Here is a 15,428-nt window from a genome sequence, read left to right as displayed (position 1 = left end):
GATTGTTGTTGTTCGTCAAACAGAACGATCGTATTTTTTGGAAGAGTAATGTCTATACCAATTGAAATCATTGCAAATAATCTGCAAAAAGAAAGAAAAAGTGCTGCATTATCTTTGGGAGAAGTTGCTCGACGTGCAGGCATTGCGAAATCCACGCTTTCGCAACTTGAATCTGGGCAGGGTAATCCGAGTCTAGAAACTTTATGGGCACTTTGTGTGGCTTTAAATATTCCTTTTGCCAAACTTATGGAAGCACAAGCCCAAGCTACACAAGTGATTCGTTATGGCGAAGGCGCTTCAGTTGTTTCTGAAATATCAAATTATCAGGCTGTTTTGTTGGCAACATGCCCACCAAATGCACGACGAGACGTGTATATGCTTACAACCCAACCGGGTGAGCCGCGTAGCAGTAAACCGCATCCTATTGGTAGTGTTGAACATATTATTATCATGCAGGGCTCTGCCAAAGTCGGTTTATTAGACAGTGCTGAGTTGCTTCAAGCAGGGGACTATATTTCTTATCCCGCAGATCAAGCGCATATTTTTGAAGCACTAGAGCAAGATACACGTGCAATTTTGATTTCAGAGCAGAGATAAAGCATTCTTAATATTTAAGAAAAGTTGATTGATTTGTGATGAAGTCGATTTTCTGACTTTGTACATTGCGTGAATCGCTTTATAATGAGCGAAAATTTATGTGATGGAACTGAGATTCGTGAGTATTATTGTTGCCTTAGATGCAAAAAGCCAATATGACGCCCTAGCAATTGCTGATCAGCTTGACCCATCACTATGTCGTTTAAAAGTCGGTAAAGAACTATTTACTCATGAAGGCCCTCTTGTTGTGAAGGCACTACATGATAAGGGCTTTGAAGTATTCCTCGATTTAAAATTTCATGATATTCCAAACACAACCGCACAGGCGGTTTGTGCTGCGGCTGATTTGGGCGTATGGATGGTCAATGTCCATGCCTCTGGTGGGCGTAAAATGATGGAAACTTGTGTAGAACGGTTAAAAGCAGGTAACTATAAAACACAATTGATAGCGGTTACTGTTCTTACTTCAATGGAACGTGAAGACTTGCGTGATATTGGTTTAGATATTGAGCCATTTGAACAAGTGAAACGTCTGGCTAAATTGACTCAACAAAGTGGTCTGGATGGCGTGGTATGTTCGGCCCAGGAAGCCAAGATGTTACGTCAGGACTTAGGTGCCGAATTTGCTTTAGTAACACCTGGAATTCGTCCAGCTGGTGCAAATGCAGATGATCAAAAGCGTATTGTAACACCTAAGCAAGCCATGCTTGATGGTTCTACTCATTTAGTGATTGGTCGTCCAATTACTCAATCTGAACATCCAAGTAAAACCTTACAAGATATTTTAGCGACTCTATAAAAATAAACCCCTCTTTGTCATTGGATTAAGAGGGTGATTTTTTGATTTATATAATAAAAATTGCTGTGTATACACTGTAGTGTATCTGCGTTACTAGGTCTTTTTTCAGAAGTTTAAAAAACTTTTTATTCCAGTGATTCTATTGATCAGTATTGCTATCTCGTCAGATAAAGTACGATGGATGCCACATTCAGCACTTAATTTTAAAGTGCAGCTAAAACACTTACCGCAATTGGTGCCAATACCGACAGAACAAAACCACTGACCATTGCATGTGGAATATAATCATTGCCGCAAGCTTGTTTCACCATAGGTAAGGTGACATCCATTGCGGTTGCACCAGCAGAAGAAATTGCTGAACGTGGATAACGCCATCCAATCATATACATAAATAAAATGGCAAAAATCTCCCTAAATAAATCGTTCATTAACGCAATACTTCCCAGATGGGCATTCTTTAATTCAGTCACCACAATCCCTGTCATAGAATAGAAGCCGTAACCTTGCGATAGCATGATTAAATCTTTCATACTGATGTCTTGAATCAAGAAAAATGCCGCAACAGCACCCAATAGTGAGCCAATCACGCAGGCAATCGGTACCAGCATAATTTTCCAGTTTAACCAAGAACGATCCAGTGGCGAGTAAGCCAGATCCAAGCCGATCAGTAACATGTAAACTAAAAGTAAATTCCATGTGCTGACATGTAGTGGAACATGGAAAAGGTGGGCCAACTCTGCTAAGCCATACCCTACAGCTAGTGCAATAAATGCATAGCTGATGTTGAGTAATGAACCCATCAATAATTCAGCAGAAACTTTACCTTGTGATGGTTTGTAGCCAATTGCTGTAAATACCAGATAACAACAAAAAAATGCACCCAATGATGTGCTGAATGCAATTGTGATGGAACTGGTGAGAATCTGTTCAGGGCTGGCAATATTATGAATTGTTTGAGAAAACTCCATTGCAATCGCAATTAAAAGAATATAGGTAAAATAAGGCAGTATTTTAAAAGCTATTTTTTCAATGGATTGTGGAATTCTGCGGGCTAAAATAAACCCTAAGCATAAACAAAATAAAAGTTGGAAAATAAGCCAAAGTGATTGCATGAAAAATAGATAGGCAATGGATACCTATCTATTATAGTCGAAGCACAGAAAAGCGGTTGAAAATTTATAGAAGAATATTAACCAAGTTTATGCAGCTTTTGATTTTTGCTTTGCGCTTTGCTCACGGCCTAATAAGCGGAAATCTGCTGGGTTTACTTTGCGAGTGCTGAGCCAAAATTTCCAGGTATAGGTTGGCCATAATGCAAAGTTTTTACCACCATCTTGTTGGTACCAACTGACACAGCCTGATTGCCATACCGTACCTTCAAGCTGTTTCTGTACATTTTCATTAAATTGATCTTGTACTTCAGCTTTTACCGTCACTGCTTGAGTCTGTGTTTTTGCAACCATTTGAATCAACTGCAAAATATAATTCACTTGAGATTCAATCATGAAAATTACAGAGTTATGCCCCAGTACGGTATTTGGACCAAGCAATTGAAATAGATTTGGAAAGCCTTTGGTGCTGATCCCATAAAAACTTTCTGCACCATCTTTCCATGCCGTTTTTAATTCAACGCCGTGTTCACCATAGCAATCAAATGATTTTAAATAGATGCGTGGGTCTGTAATAAAACCAGTACCATAAATTAAACAATCAATTTGACGTTCTTTGCCATCCTTGGTGATGATGCTATTTTCAGTAATTTCCTGAATTCCATCGGTAATTAATTCAACATTTTTACGGTTGAATGTTGGAAAGTATTTGTTGGAAATCAGAATACGCTTACAGCCCATAATATAGTCAGGGGTCAGTTTTCTGGCGATTTCTTTGTCTTTAACTTGGAATTTTATATAAGCTTCAGCAAGTTTCTGACCATATTTCATGATTTGTGGTTTTACAATGGGGACGACACGTGATTCATTTGACCAGTACAAGCGTGCACGGTGTAATTTCCTAAACCATTCAAAGCGACTAAATAGTTTTTTATCAAGTGCATTATAGGCACGTTCATCACGAGGAATTACCCAAGCAGGGGTTCTTTGAAATACATAAAGATTTTGCACCTTTGCAGCAATTTCAGGAATATATTGAATTGCACTACCACCAGTACCAATGGATGCTACATTTTTTTGATTTAAATTATAGTCATGCTTCCAATGTGATGAATGGAAAACTTCGCCTTTGAATTTTTCAAGCCCTTTAATTTTAGGAATCTGTGGTACATGCAATGGCCCTGATGCAAAAATAACAAATTGAGCCTCAATTTTTTGTCCACTTTTTAGTGTTAAATGCCAATTGAAATTATGCTCATCATAATGTGTAGAAACCACTTCTTGATTAAATTGGATGTATTTCTTTAAATTGAATTGCTGAATTAAATCTTGAATATAGTCAAAAATCTCAGGTGCTTCGGCATAACGTTTTGACCAATCCGTTTTGGGTGCAAAAGAAAGCGAGTACATATGTGATTGAACATCACACGCCGCACCCGGATACTGGTTCTCACGCCATGTACCGCCCACATCATCTGCTTTTTCTAAAATAATAAAATCATCAATATTGGCTTGCAATAGGCGGATCGCCATGGCTAAACCACCAAATCCCGATCCGATAATTGCAACTTGCGTTGATTGGGTTTTTGTTTCAGTCGTAGGGGCTGTACTCATTTTTGTTCGCTCTGACTTTTCCAGTTTTGCATAGAATATCGGAAATGCAGTGCTTGAAATATGATTGCACTGACACAAAAATTGATATATTCGGCAATTTGCAAAAAACCATCTTTGTAGTACAAAGTTTGGGTAGAAATCAAATGATGATCTAATGAAACGCTCGATTCTCGGTTTAATGTATTTAATTCATGGTATGCGTAATGCTGGAATCGATGTAGATTCACGACTTTCTAGCATTGGGATCAAAGCAGATGCACTCGATCCCAGCTCAATCATTCACCCCAGTTTAGAGTGGGATATACAAAAAGTGATTGGGCAGGGTGTGCAGCCAGAAACGGGGTTGTTTATTGGTCAGCATTATTCTTTGGCGGGCTATGGTCCATTGCTTATGCTCTTGGTGACCTGTGGTAATGTTGGTGATGCGATTCAAAATGGTGTTCATTATCAAGGTCTAACCTATTTATACGGTGTCTTAGGACTTGAGAAAGGTGATCATCAAATTGCATTAACTTACAAACCAGTAGATTTAGAAACAGAAATGGGTTTGTTGAGAGCACAATGCGAAATCTCTGGCACTTATAAATTTCTGGATGATATTTATAAAATGATGGGACTTACAGCGCCCAGCGTGAGAATCGAATTACCCTTTCAGCAGCCTCAGGATTTAAATGTATTAAAGCAATATCATGATTATTACGGTTCGGATTTACATTTTAATTGTGAAAAAGCTGCTTTTTGGATCAATGAAGATGTGATGCAACTGCCGATTCCCTCCGCAGATCCGATCACACATCGGGTTTACGAAGCCAAGTGTATTGCTGAAATTGAGCGATTAAATGCTGAAGAACAGAAAATTGCGCCATTGATTCAACGGGTAAATGATTATTTGGAATTACAGCAAGGGATTATTCCCTCGATGGCCGAAGTAGCTCAGGCGTTGAATGTGCCTGAAAGAACCTTACGCCATCAGTTGCAGCAATTAAATACCAGCTATAAACAAATTCGAGAACAGCTGATTAAGCACAAAGCATTGCGATTAATTGAATATAAGGAATATTCAATTGAGGTGATTGCTGAATTACTTGGCTACTCAGAACCCGCTGCATTTAATCATGCTTTTAAACGTTGGTTTGGGCAAAGCCCGCGTCAATATGGTAAATAAACAGGTAGTGCTGATATGAGATATAGAGTTAGAATTATCCCAAAGTTTTATTTATCAAAAATGAATATTCGATATACTTCCTTTAGCCTTTAAAAGTAACAAAATGATATGTTAGATCAGAATACAACTTCAACAGCATTTACTCCCGTATCACCCGCTGAGCGTTATGCAAAAGCATTGTCATCTGGACAGTTTTTACCAGATGATGCTCAGGCTCAAGCAGTACATGAGTTGGAGCGGGTATGGCAAGAATTGATCAATCGTTATAAAGCATCGAAGAAAGCTTTTCGTCGTTTCCGTCGTCAAACTGCACCGAGAGGTGTATATATGTGGGGCGGTGTCGGGCGTGGAAAAACATGGCTCATGGATCAATTTTACGATTCGATTCCTTTTCGCCGTAAAACCCGTATGCATTTTCATCACTTTATGCAGTTTGTGCATAAGGAGTTAAACAAGCTTTCTGGGCAGCGTAATCCGTTAGATATCGTTGCAGATCAAATTTATAAAGAAGCTGTAGTAATTTGTTTTGACGAGTTCTTTGTGTCGAATGTAACGGATGCAATGATTCTCAGTGATTTATTTCAAAAATTATTTACCCGTGGCATTACCTTGATTGCCACATCAAATATTGCCCCAGATGGTTTATATAAAAATGGAATCCATCGTGATCGTTTTATTCCAACGATTGAAATGGTGAAAAAACACTGTGTGGTATTGAATGTTGATGCGGGTGTTGACTATCGTTTACGGGTATTAAAACAAGCGCAATTGTTTAAATCACCACTGACAGATGATAATAAAGTCTGGATGGCAAAGCGTTTTAATGCATTAACCACATCGCAAACAGTGTCAGAAGAACCAATTACGATTAATAACCGTGTTGTTGAAACTTTAGGCCATACCGAAGATGTATTGTGGTGTGAGTTTAGAGAACTCTGTATGAAACCGCGTAGCCCATCGGATTTTATTGAAATTGCCAATATTTATAATACCGTTTTGGTGAGTAATGTTCCGCACTTAACTGATTTGCTGTCAGAAGGTACACGTCGTTTTATTTATCTGGTAGATGAGTTTTATGATCGTGGAGTAAAGCTATTACTGACCTCTCAAGACTCGATTATTGAAATTTATGATGGAGAGAAGCTGGCTTTTGAAATTGAACGTACACGTTCTCGTTTACTCGAAATGCAATCAGATGAATATTTGCAGTCAGAGCATCGTTTGATTAAAGGCAATAGTGAGTTAGAAGTAGAATAATCATCCTTAGAAAGATGTAAAAAAGCGATCCTATCATTGATAAGATCGCTTTTTTTATGGGGGATACTGTCATCAGTATACATTTTGCAAGGATTGTCTGAGCAATCTATTTAAGGAGTCTCAGCCTATTTTAGATATACGTGATAAGATTAAAATGATCCTACAAAGCAGTTTCAGTTGTATTCACTTGATGATTAAAACAATTAACCCACCTGAATTTCAGTATTTGGATGGCGAACACGACTTTTATTCGGTGTCGCAATCAAATACGCAAGTGTTAGTGGTCCTAAGCGTCCAGCAAACATTAGACAAATTAAAGCGATTTGGCTTCCTGCATGCAAATTTTCTGTGATCCCTCGAGATAGGCCGACAGTACAAGCCGCAGAAACGGCTTCAAATAGTAAGTCTAAAAACTTTTTATCAGGTTCTAGAATCAGTAAGGTAAAAAAGCCAATCAAGATCAGTAACGATGTAATCGAAATGACTGCAAGAGCTTTAAACGTGGCTTGATGAGAAACAGAATGTCCAAAAACAGTAATTTCATCTGAACGCTTTAAAAAGGTAATGACACTTAAAATCATAATAATGAATGTGCCGACTTTAATTCCACCCGCAGTACTTAATGAGCCGCCACCAATAAACATCAATACCATGGTAATTAAGGTTGATGCATTGGTCATGCTGCTGACTTCCAAGCTGTTAAAACCTGATGAACGAGGTACAGTGGCATGGAACCATGCATTTAAAGCTTGATCACCAATAGACATGGGGGCAAGTGTTAAGGGGTTAGAAGCTTCGATTGCCCAAATAACAATAAAAGCAAAGAGGTTTAAGCCAGCAATAGTAGACAGAATTAACTTACTATTGGTAGAAAGCTTTTTCCAACGCTTGGCTCTTTTTATATCCATCAAGACAACAAAACCAATTCCACCGATGATATACAGCATACTGATGGTAAATGTCACCATATACTGGTCAGAGAAGCTCATTAAGCTATTGGGGAATAAAGAAAACCCACCATTATTAAAAGCAGAAATACTATAAAAAAGCGCATAAAAAAATGCATGTTCAAGGTCATAGTGATGTGACCAAGCCATGGTTAGAATCCCTGTACCAATCGCTTCAAAGAACAATGAGTAAAGAAAAACCCCTTTTACTGTAAAGGTCGCTTTGGCCAAACTGGTTTGACCAATAGTTTCCTGTGCCATGACTTGCTGCCGAATACCAACTTTTGAGGAAAGACTCAAAGCAGCTAAGATTGCAAAAGTCATAAAACCTAAGCCGCCGCATTGGATCAGTATCATCACTACAACTTGACCAAAAGTGGTTAAGGAGTCGCCAATATTGACGACAGATAGCCCAGTGATAGTTACAGCAGAGGTTGCAGTAAACAGGGCCTCTAGCCATGTCAAATTGCCTTGATTAGCAAAGGGAAGTTTAAGGAATAGTGTTCCGATGATAATGAAGCTTAAAAAACCTAAAGCAAGTAAGCTCGGTGGGCTGAGATTAATACTATTGTGTTTTTTGTTGATTAGTTCTTTTTTAGATAAACGCATAGTTATAACTATAAGAAACGAATCGAAAATTGTCTTAACATTTCTACAGGCCCTTCAAGGATTAAAATATCCTTTTCCTGTAAAATCGTCCCCGGTGCAATATCATACAGTACATGTGAACCGCGTTGTAATAACAAGGTTGTAAGTTCGGGGGTATTTTCCATGACCGTTTGAAATTGCGCGCCTTGTAAATTTGCACCTATTTCAATTTTGACGATATAGCGATCATTATTTAACGCCATATAACGTCTCACCATTGGATAACTAAGTGATTGTGCAACACGAATCCCCATATCTTCTTCAGGGTGAATGATTTTTGTAATGCCTAAATGAGACAAAATCATATGATGTGATTTAGATTTGGCTTTTACAAAGATTTTTTCGATACCCAAATTTTTTAAATGCAGTACGCATAGAATACTGGCTTCAATATCTTCACCAATGGCAACCACCACGGCATCACAATTTTTGATATTCAGTTCATCTAACACATGTTCATCGGTAGCATCTGCAATAACTGCATGACTGATTTTATCGGCAATGTTTTCTACATTTTTCTTTAATGTATCAATACCTATTACATCGTGATTTAAGTTGGTGAGTTCTAGTGCAACTGCTTCACCAAAACTGCCTAAACCGATGACAGCGAATTGCGCCATTCTACAAAGTCCTTATCCCGACACTGATTTTGTGTTGGTATGATCATATTCAATTTTTATATATTTTATCTTTAAAGTATTGCAACGCCAATCTACAAACTGAGAATAAAAAGCGATAAATGTAAATAAAACCAGATTTATGTCATAAAAACTTAAAATTGATCCGATATCATTGCTTTGAAATTTAAAAATGCAAAGCCAAGATTGGGCTTTTGATCCAAGAATAAAAAATGGATGATAAAAAAATGGACGATAAGAAAATTTTTAAAATTCTCCAACATTGGTTCCCAGCATTGGAGCAAAGAGATATTCCCAAAAAGAAATATCGTAAACGTTTTGTCGAGTTTCTCAGTTGGATCGAAGCTGAAAAGTTTGGTGGGCGATTTCGTGGATATTTAATGAAAATTGATCGTATGCAATTTCATGAAAATGAGATTGAGCGTTGTGCTGTTTTTCATGAATATGCAGTAGATAGCTTAGGAATTCAAACTCAAATTCGTGCAAGAGCGAAGCCTTTATTTGATCATTATGAAGTACACAAAGATGTTATTGGACGCTATTACAATGTTCAAGATCAAGTTTATGATGTTGTTTTTGAAGAAATATTAAAACAGGCCAGACAACATGATCATGAACTGTTGCTGATTTATGCTGAAGACTATTATTGGTTGATTGTACCGAATCATGAATATAAAATTGAAAAGTTCTGCAAGTGTTTTAATAAGCAATTTCATGATGAAGATGTCAGTATAGAACACTATGCATTATTTGACTGTTCAAGATCGACTTAGTTTTTTGCTATTAATTCAACTTATTGATAATAAAATAGAGAGATATCCATGTCACAGAAAATATATTCATTACTTCAACATTTAATTCCCGAGCTAAATGCACAAAAAATTCCTCAAAATACTGAATTTTATAGTTTTAGTGAATGGATAAATCAACAGCATGATTTCCTGCATTATATTGAATTAAAAGAATATTATGACAATGGAATTGAAAATGATTTCTACTTTAACCAGTACAATATTGATACTGAGCAATTGCAAAATGAAATCGAAGTTGCAATAGCAGAAGTATTTGATCAGTACGATGAGGAAGATGATGACGTCTCATTTGATAATCAAATCGATGCGATGGAACAAACCGAAGAAATTATTTTTGATAAAATTAAAGTGACTGCCAATCTACATCAGCTTTCTTTATTGGTGGTCTATCGAGAGAATCCATATTGGATGCTTGTGCCGACACAAGATGAGCAACAGTTAAATCAAATTGTGGATGCTTTTAATGACGCATTTAATGATGATGGTGATTTAAATATGGCGATTTATTAAGTTAACTTTTTCGAATTGTTCTGATTTTATAAAAAATAGCCCATAAAAAATTTATAGGCTATTTCTATTTTGAAGCTCTTTCTATTTTAAGAAACGTTGATAACCTAAGTTATTGGTAATTTCTTGATATGGGTAATTGATATTTTCCAAAGTCTCAATCAGTCCATCTGGATTCTGTACCGCATCTTCTGCATCCAAGCCAACCAAAACACGGCCTTCTGCTGCACCGTGATTACGATAATGGAATAGGCTAATGTTATGGGTTGGACCAAGACGCTCTAAGAATGTTAATAAAGCACCTGGGCGTTCTGGAAACTCAACACGGAACAAACGTTCATTGGCAATATCAGCATGACCACCAATCAAATAACGGATATGCAATTTTGCAACTTCATCATCCGATAAATCATCGACATCATAATGTAATTTCATTGCTTCATAGATGTCATGACGTTCTTTTTCACCAGCCTTTAAGCTAATACCGACAAAGACTTGAGCGGCAGATGCATCACTGGCACGATAGTTAAACTCAGTGATATTACGTCCTTGCAAAGCACGACAGAAATTAAGGAAAGAACCTTTTTCTTCTGGAATGGTCACTGCAAAAATAGCTTCTTTACGTTCACCAAGTTCGGTACGTTCAGCAATATAACGTAAACGGTCAAAGTTCATATTGGCACCACAAACAATTGACACCATATTTTTGCCTTCAAGACCATGCTCAGCGACGTACTTTTTGATACCTGCAAGTGCCATCGCACCTGATGGTTCTACAATACTACGACATTCATCATAGGTATCTTTGATTGCTGTACAGATTTCATCTGTGTTGACCAAGACGACATCACGTTCAACAATTGGACCTGAGTTATCAGATTTTTGTAGTTGAATCACTTCAAATGGCTTTTCACCAATTTGAGCAACAGCTGTACCATCTGCAAATAATCCTACAGAAGGGAGTACCACACGTTGATTCGCTTCAAATGCTGCTTTTAAACATGCAGATTCATCATATTCGACAGGAATAATTTTGACATGCGGAGCAACATCACCAAGATATGCTGCTACACCTGCAATTAAACCACCACCGCCCACAGCAACAAATACGTATTCAACATCACGCCATTGACGCAATATTTCATTGGCAATTGTACCTTGGCCGGCCATGACCAGTTCATCATCATAAGGCGGAATAAAGGTTAAACCTTCGTCGTTTGCACGTTGAATCGCATATTTGTTAGCAACATCAAATGAGTCGCCGTGAAGCACAACATCACCACCCAAACGCTTTACTGCTTGAACTTTAATGTCAGGGGTGGTTTTTGGCATCACAATAATGGCGCGAATACCTAACTTTTGACCAGATAAAGCCACGCCCTGAGCATGGTTACCTGCTGAAGCAGTAATAACGCCACGTTCCAACTGAGATTTCGGTAATTGACTAATACGGTTATACGCACCGCGTAGTTTGAAGGAAAAGACAGGTTGTAAATCTTCGCGTTTAAAGCGAATGTTATTGTTTAGTTTTTCACTAATTCGTGGTGCTGCTTCGAGTGGGGTTTCGATTGCAACGTCATACACCGTTGCCTGTAATATTTGTCGAACCAAACGAGACAGCATGTTAATTTTCCATCTAACAGTTTAAAATGAGCGCTCATTGTAACAAACCGTTGTACCTTTGCGTTTTAAAATTATGCAAAATGTGCAGGAAATTGAAATTTTATTGAGAGATGTCATGAGCCTTTATGCAACCCAGGACGAGAAAAAACAAGCTGCAGCCCAAGCCGCTTTAAAACACTTACCAAGAGGGGGCATTTTGGGAGTTGGTACTGGTAGTACAGTGAACTTCTTAATTGAATTATTACCTCAGTTACAACTCGAAGCAGCAGTTGCCAGTTCAGAAGCAACGGCTCAACGTCTTAAGAAGTTAGGTATTGAGGTGGTTGATATGAACCATGTCAGTGGTTTAGATGCTTATGTGGATGGTGCTGATGAAATTGACCGTCATTTACATATGATTAAAGGCGGGGGGGCTGCACTCACGCGTGAAAAAATTGTGGCATCTATTGCGAAAAAGTTTGTATGTATTGTTGATGACTCGAAATGGGTCGATCAGTTAGGCCGTGAATTTCCTTTGCCTATTGAAGTGATTCCTATGGCACGTTCAGCAGTAGCACGTAAAATTGTATCACTAGGCGGTGACCCAGTTTATCGTGAAGGTGTGGTAACGGATAACGGTAATGTCATTCTAGATGTGTATAACTTAAATATTTTGAATGCATTAGAGGTCGAAAAAACCATTAACGATATTCCAGGAGTGGTGTGTAACGGTATTTTTGCGATCAATAAAGCTGATGTTGCTGTAGTTGCGACCAATAACGGTATTGAAGAGCGTACCGCAGGATAAAAAATTTCCCCTAACTTCTGCTCGAGTAAAGATGAGGCTTCCTCCTTGCCTTTAAAGAACGGTTGGGGGAGATTCTAAAAATAAGCGTATTATGACTGCAAATCTTCCTGAAATTAAAATCACTCATCATGCACGGGCAACACGCTTGCGTTTACGTGTTGAACCAACACAGATTCGCTTAACTGTGCCTAAGTATTGTAGCCAACGTCAGATTCAGCATTTTTTACACGAGTCTAAACAATGGATGATTGAGACCTGGCATAAACAGCAGGAAAAAATACAGCAAGTTGATCAGATATTACCGACAAGCTTGCAACTGTTTAATTTAAAACACCCCATAGAAATTATTTATAAAACTCAAAAAAATAGCTATATTTTAGATGAGCAAAAGCCTCAATTATTTGTCAGCGACCGTCAGCCTGAAAACTATTTAAAAGCTTTTGTAATTGCTTATGCAAAGCATTATTTACCAATCTATTTAAAGCAAGTCAGTGATGAAACTCGTTTAAAGTTTGGACAGTGTGCTGTTCGACACCCAAAAACACGTTGGGGAAGTTGTACAGCCCGTCATGATATTATGCTCAATAGTGCCTTGGTTTTATTTGATCAACAAATTACCCGTTATGTCTGTGTACATGAATTGGCACATACCAAACATTTTGATCATAGCGCTGCTTTTTGGTTTGAAGTTGAAAAGCATGATCAACACTATCAGCAGCATCGTAAAGTTTTAAAAGGTAGCGTAATGCCTTGGTGGTGGGCGTAATAAAATAAGTAAATTTCTAGATTGAATTAAAACAAAAAATGAGGAAAAGCGTATGAGTGTAAAAAGAATCATAGGTAATATTAAAGCTTTAGATTTAGCCAGTGCGCAAGCTTTTTATGGTGATTTTTTAGCGATGGACTTGGTGATGGATCATGGCTGGATCAAAACATTTGCCAGTCAGGAAATGATGCATCCACAAATCAGTATTGCTTCCGAAGGGGGAAATAATACAGATGTACCCGATTTTTCAATCGAGGTCGACAATGTGGATGAACTTTATGAAAAAGCCAAAAAATTAGATTTAGACATCCTCTATCCCTTAACTAACGAGGATTGGGGCGTTAGGCGATTCTATGTCAAAGATCCATTTGGAAAGGTTGTAAATATTTTACAACATATTGAATATTAAAAAATTAATGAATTAAGTAGGATTTTTAAATGCAGTGGAATAAATTGGTTCCAGAACTGATCGTCACCGATTTGGATAAAAGTTATCATTTTTGGGTGGAAATATTGGGTTTTTCTGTAATGTATCAACGGACTGAAGAAAAATTTATCTATGTGGAACTTGATGGTGTTCAGTTTATGTTGGAGCAACAACAACAAGGGCAATGGTTAACAGGAGTATTGGCCTACCCATTGGGAAGAGGGATTAACTTTCAGTTCGAAGTAGACCAACTCGACAGTATTTTAAATCGTTTGGATGTCGCACAATGGCCGCTGTTTGAAGCATTAGAAGAACGTTGGTACCGTGCAGAAACTATAGAGCATGGACAAAAGCAATTTTTAGTTCAAGATCCAGATGGTTATTTATTACGAATTGTTGAGGTGATTGGAGAAAGGGCGATAACGTTAGATTAAATTAAGGCTGGCTTAAATAAGGTCAGGTTATAGGGACTTTAATTGAGGTACAGCGATGCACATCAGATCTTTTCAGTATTATGACCGAGCACCATTGAGTGAACTTTTTTTAAATACCAGAAAATTAAGTTGGCCGTGGTTGAATTCTTCAAAATGGGAGCTGAGTGATTTTGAAAAATACACCCAAAATGAAATGATTTTAGTAGCTGAAAAAGACCAAGAATATTTGGGATTTGCATCTATTTTTCTGCAAGAGAACTTTTTACATCATCTATTTATTGCCCCAAATGCTCAAAATCAGGGTGTAGGGACAGCATTGCTACACGCAGCAGAACAACTGTTTACGGGTACAGGCTATCTCAAATGTTTATCTGAAAATAAAAAAGCTTTGTCTTTTTATTTAGGTCATGGCTGGGAAGCAATCAGCACTGGAGAAAGTGAAGAAGGTGGATATATATTGATGTCAAAAGCAAAACTTATTCAGTAAAACTATTGACCCATTCTATAATTATTTCGACGACTTCATCAGGCTGTTTAATCCATGCACTATGTTGATTGCCTTTGGTTTTATGGGTTAAATCCAACGTGTTTATTTGTGGGTTTTTAAAATAACCACTTAGGCCAAGCATTGAAGACATTGGTGCAAAATCATCGCCATTTAAATAGACAAATAAGGCAGCGTTATTCACCACGTTTTCTTGCCCAATAATATGTGCATAATTTCCTGTAAAGATAACTTTAGACCAATCACGCATTAAGGATTTTGTCTCTTTATTCCCAAAAGCAATTTTATAGCCTGCAAAATAACCATCTTTTAAAATCATGGCGTTGATCGCTGTGACTGCTTTTAAAATATTGATTTTACCTTTTAAGTCCCAATTTTTTAAACCGATATTGCCAGTGGCAACACCAATGACTTTATTTGCATGATTTTGTGCATAAAGTGTTGCTAAATGTCCGCCTAAGCTATGTCCAAATAAGATTGGGGCTTGCTGGTTTAATTCTAAGGCCAGCTTTTCCAGTTGAGGAATAAATTCATTGAGTAAATCAGCATAACCATAATCAACCTTTGCTGAAACAGGTGGAGTATTGCGCCCGCAATGAGGATAATCAGCCACAATAACATTCAAGCCACTTTGGCTTAAAGCTGTAATGAGTACCTCGTATTTACTGATTGCTATACCTAGCGCAGCCAGCAAAATAACACTCTGGCTATTTTCAGTGTTTGAATAAATATCGACTAGAATTGGATATGGCCCAAAATCAATCTTCTTTTGGGTAAATGAGGTGTTTTTCAT

Annotated in this window: 17 protein-coding genes; 11 read left to right on the top strand and 6 right to left on the bottom strand. The window is 37.6% G+C overall.

Translation table 11 applies throughout. From position 1 onward, the window contains the following. Positions 1–48: 48 nt before the first annotated feature. Both AC2G3J_RS10670 and pyrF read left to right on the top strand, forming a co-directional pair. The gene (locus tag AC2G3J_RS10670) at positions 49–597 is read left to right on the top strand and encodes a helix-turn-helix domain-containing protein (RefSeq protein WP_483769955.1); all 549 of its coding nucleotides are present in this window, start codon (positions 49–51) and stop codon (positions 595–597) included. Positions 598–700: 103 nt separating this feature from the next. Beyond that, a complete protein-coding gene (gene pyrF / locus AC2G3J_RS10665; RefSeq protein ID WP_419327466.1) occupies positions 701–1,396 on the top strand; it encodes an orotidine-5'-phosphate decarboxylase in 696 nt (231 codons plus the stop codon). Positions 1,397–1,599: 203 nt separating this feature from the next. On the opposite strand, the gene AC2G3J_RS10660 is transcribed toward pyrF, so the two are convergent. Both AC2G3J_RS10660 and AC2G3J_RS10655 read right to left on the bottom strand, forming a co-directional pair. After that, the gene (locus AC2G3J_RS10660; protein WP_419327467.1) at positions 1,600–2,508 is read right to left on the bottom strand and encodes a LysO family transporter; all 909 of its coding nucleotides are present in this window, start codon (positions 2,506–2,508) and stop codon (positions 1,600–1,602) included. A gap of 87 nt (positions 2,509–2,595) precedes the next feature. Continuing rightward, positions 2,596–4,119 (bottom strand): flavin-containing monooxygenase, encoded by a 1,524-nt coding sequence (locus AC2G3J_RS10655; protein WP_336951410.1) that lies wholly within the window; start codon positions 4,117–4,119, stop codon positions 2,596–2,598. Positions 4,120–4,273: 154 nt separating this feature from the next. Between AC2G3J_RS10655 and AC2G3J_RS10650 the strand changes: the two genes are divergently transcribed. Continuing rightward, positions 4,274–5,284: an AraC family transcriptional regulator gene (locus AC2G3J_RS10650; protein WP_336951409.1), complete on the top strand. Its 1,011-nt coding sequence runs from the start codon at positions 4,274–4,276 to the stop codon at positions 5,282–5,284. 108 nt (positions 5,285–5,392) lie between these two features. Next, positions 5,393–6,541 (top strand): cell division protein ZapE, encoded by a 1,149-nt coding sequence (gene zapE, locus AC2G3J_RS10645; protein ID WP_004720770.1) that lies wholly within the window; start codon positions 5,393–5,395, stop codon positions 6,539–6,541. Positions 6,542–6,744: 203 nt separating this feature from the next. Here zapE and AC2G3J_RS10640 read toward each other — a convergent pair whose 3' ends face one another. Beyond that, complete coding sequence (locus AC2G3J_RS10640) at positions 6,745–8,097, bottom strand: TrkH family potassium uptake protein (RefSeq protein ID WP_336951408.1); 1,353 nt, start codon at positions 8,095–8,097, stop codon at positions 6,745–6,747. Positions 8,098–8,105: 8 nt separating this feature from the next. Then, a complete protein-coding gene (locus AC2G3J_RS10635) occupies positions 8,106–8,756 on the bottom strand; it encodes a potassium channel family protein (RefSeq protein WP_004720766.1) in 651 nt (216 codons plus the stop codon). 245 nt (positions 8,757–9,001) lie between these two features. Here AC2G3J_RS10635 and AC2G3J_RS10630 point away from each other — a divergent pair, with 245 nt between their 5' ends. Together AC2G3J_RS10630 and AC2G3J_RS10625 are read left to right on the top strand one after the other, a co-directional pair. Next, positions 9,002–9,547, top strand: a complete 546-nt coding sequence (locus AC2G3J_RS10630) for a hypothetical protein (protein ID WP_483771074.1) — start codon at positions 9,002–9,004, stop codon at positions 9,545–9,547. A gap of 48 nt (positions 9,548–9,595) precedes the next feature. Next, complete coding sequence (locus AC2G3J_RS10625) at positions 9,596–10,096, top strand: hypothetical protein (RefSeq protein WP_336951407.1); 501 nt, start codon at positions 9,596–9,598, stop codon at positions 10,094–10,096. Between the two features lie 81 nt (positions 10,097–10,177). Here the strand turns inward: AC2G3J_RS10625 and ilvA are convergent, their stop codons facing one another. After that, positions 10,178–11,716, bottom strand: coding sequence for a threonine ammonia-lyase, biosynthetic (gene ilvA / locus AC2G3J_RS10620; RefSeq protein WP_336951405.1), 1,539 nt, complete (start codon positions 11,714–11,716; stop codon positions 10,178–10,180). Between the two features lie 115 nt (positions 11,717–11,831). Here ilvA and rpiA point away from each other — a divergent pair, with 115 nt between their 5' ends. The 5 genes from rpiA (at position 11,832) to AC2G3J_RS10595 (ending at position 14,617) form a co-directional block, all read left to right on the top strand. Beyond that, positions 11,832–12,503, top strand: a complete 672-nt coding sequence (gene rpiA, locus AC2G3J_RS10615) for a ribose-5-phosphate isomerase RpiA (protein ID WP_336951404.1) — start codon at positions 11,832–11,834, stop codon at positions 12,501–12,503. 91 nt (positions 12,504–12,594) lie between these two features. Continuing rightward, complete coding sequence (locus tag AC2G3J_RS10610) at positions 12,595–13,269, top strand: M48 family metallopeptidase (protein ID WP_336951403.1); 675 nt, start codon at positions 12,595–12,597, stop codon at positions 13,267–13,269. 52 nt (positions 13,270–13,321) lie between these two features. Continuing rightward, positions 13,322–13,678, top strand: a complete 357-nt coding sequence (locus AC2G3J_RS10605) for a VOC family protein (RefSeq protein ID WP_336951402.1) — start codon at positions 13,322–13,324, stop codon at positions 13,676–13,678. 29 nt (positions 13,679–13,707) lie between these two features. Beyond that, entirely contained in the window at positions 13,708–14,130 is a 423-nt protein-coding gene (locus AC2G3J_RS10600) for a bleomycin resistance protein (protein WP_336951401.1), read from the top strand. Between the two features lie 55 nt (positions 14,131–14,185). Then, on the top strand, positions 14,186–14,617 hold the full coding sequence (locus AC2G3J_RS10595) for a GNAT family N-acetyltransferase (RefSeq protein ID WP_336951399.1): 432 nt from the start codon (positions 14,186–14,188) through the stop codon (positions 14,615–14,617). Here AC2G3J_RS10595 and AC2G3J_RS10590 read toward each other — a convergent pair. After that, a complete protein-coding gene (locus AC2G3J_RS10590; RefSeq protein ID WP_336951398.1) occupies positions 14,607–15,428 on the bottom strand; it encodes an alpha/beta fold hydrolase in 822 nt (273 codons plus the stop codon). The genes AC2G3J_RS10595 and AC2G3J_RS10590 overlap by 11 nt on opposite strands.

It is taken from the genome of Acinetobacter legionensis, from assembly GCF_057165765.1.
Note: the sequence above shows the minus strand (reverse complement) of the source record. Positions and strands in the feature narration are given on the sequence as shown.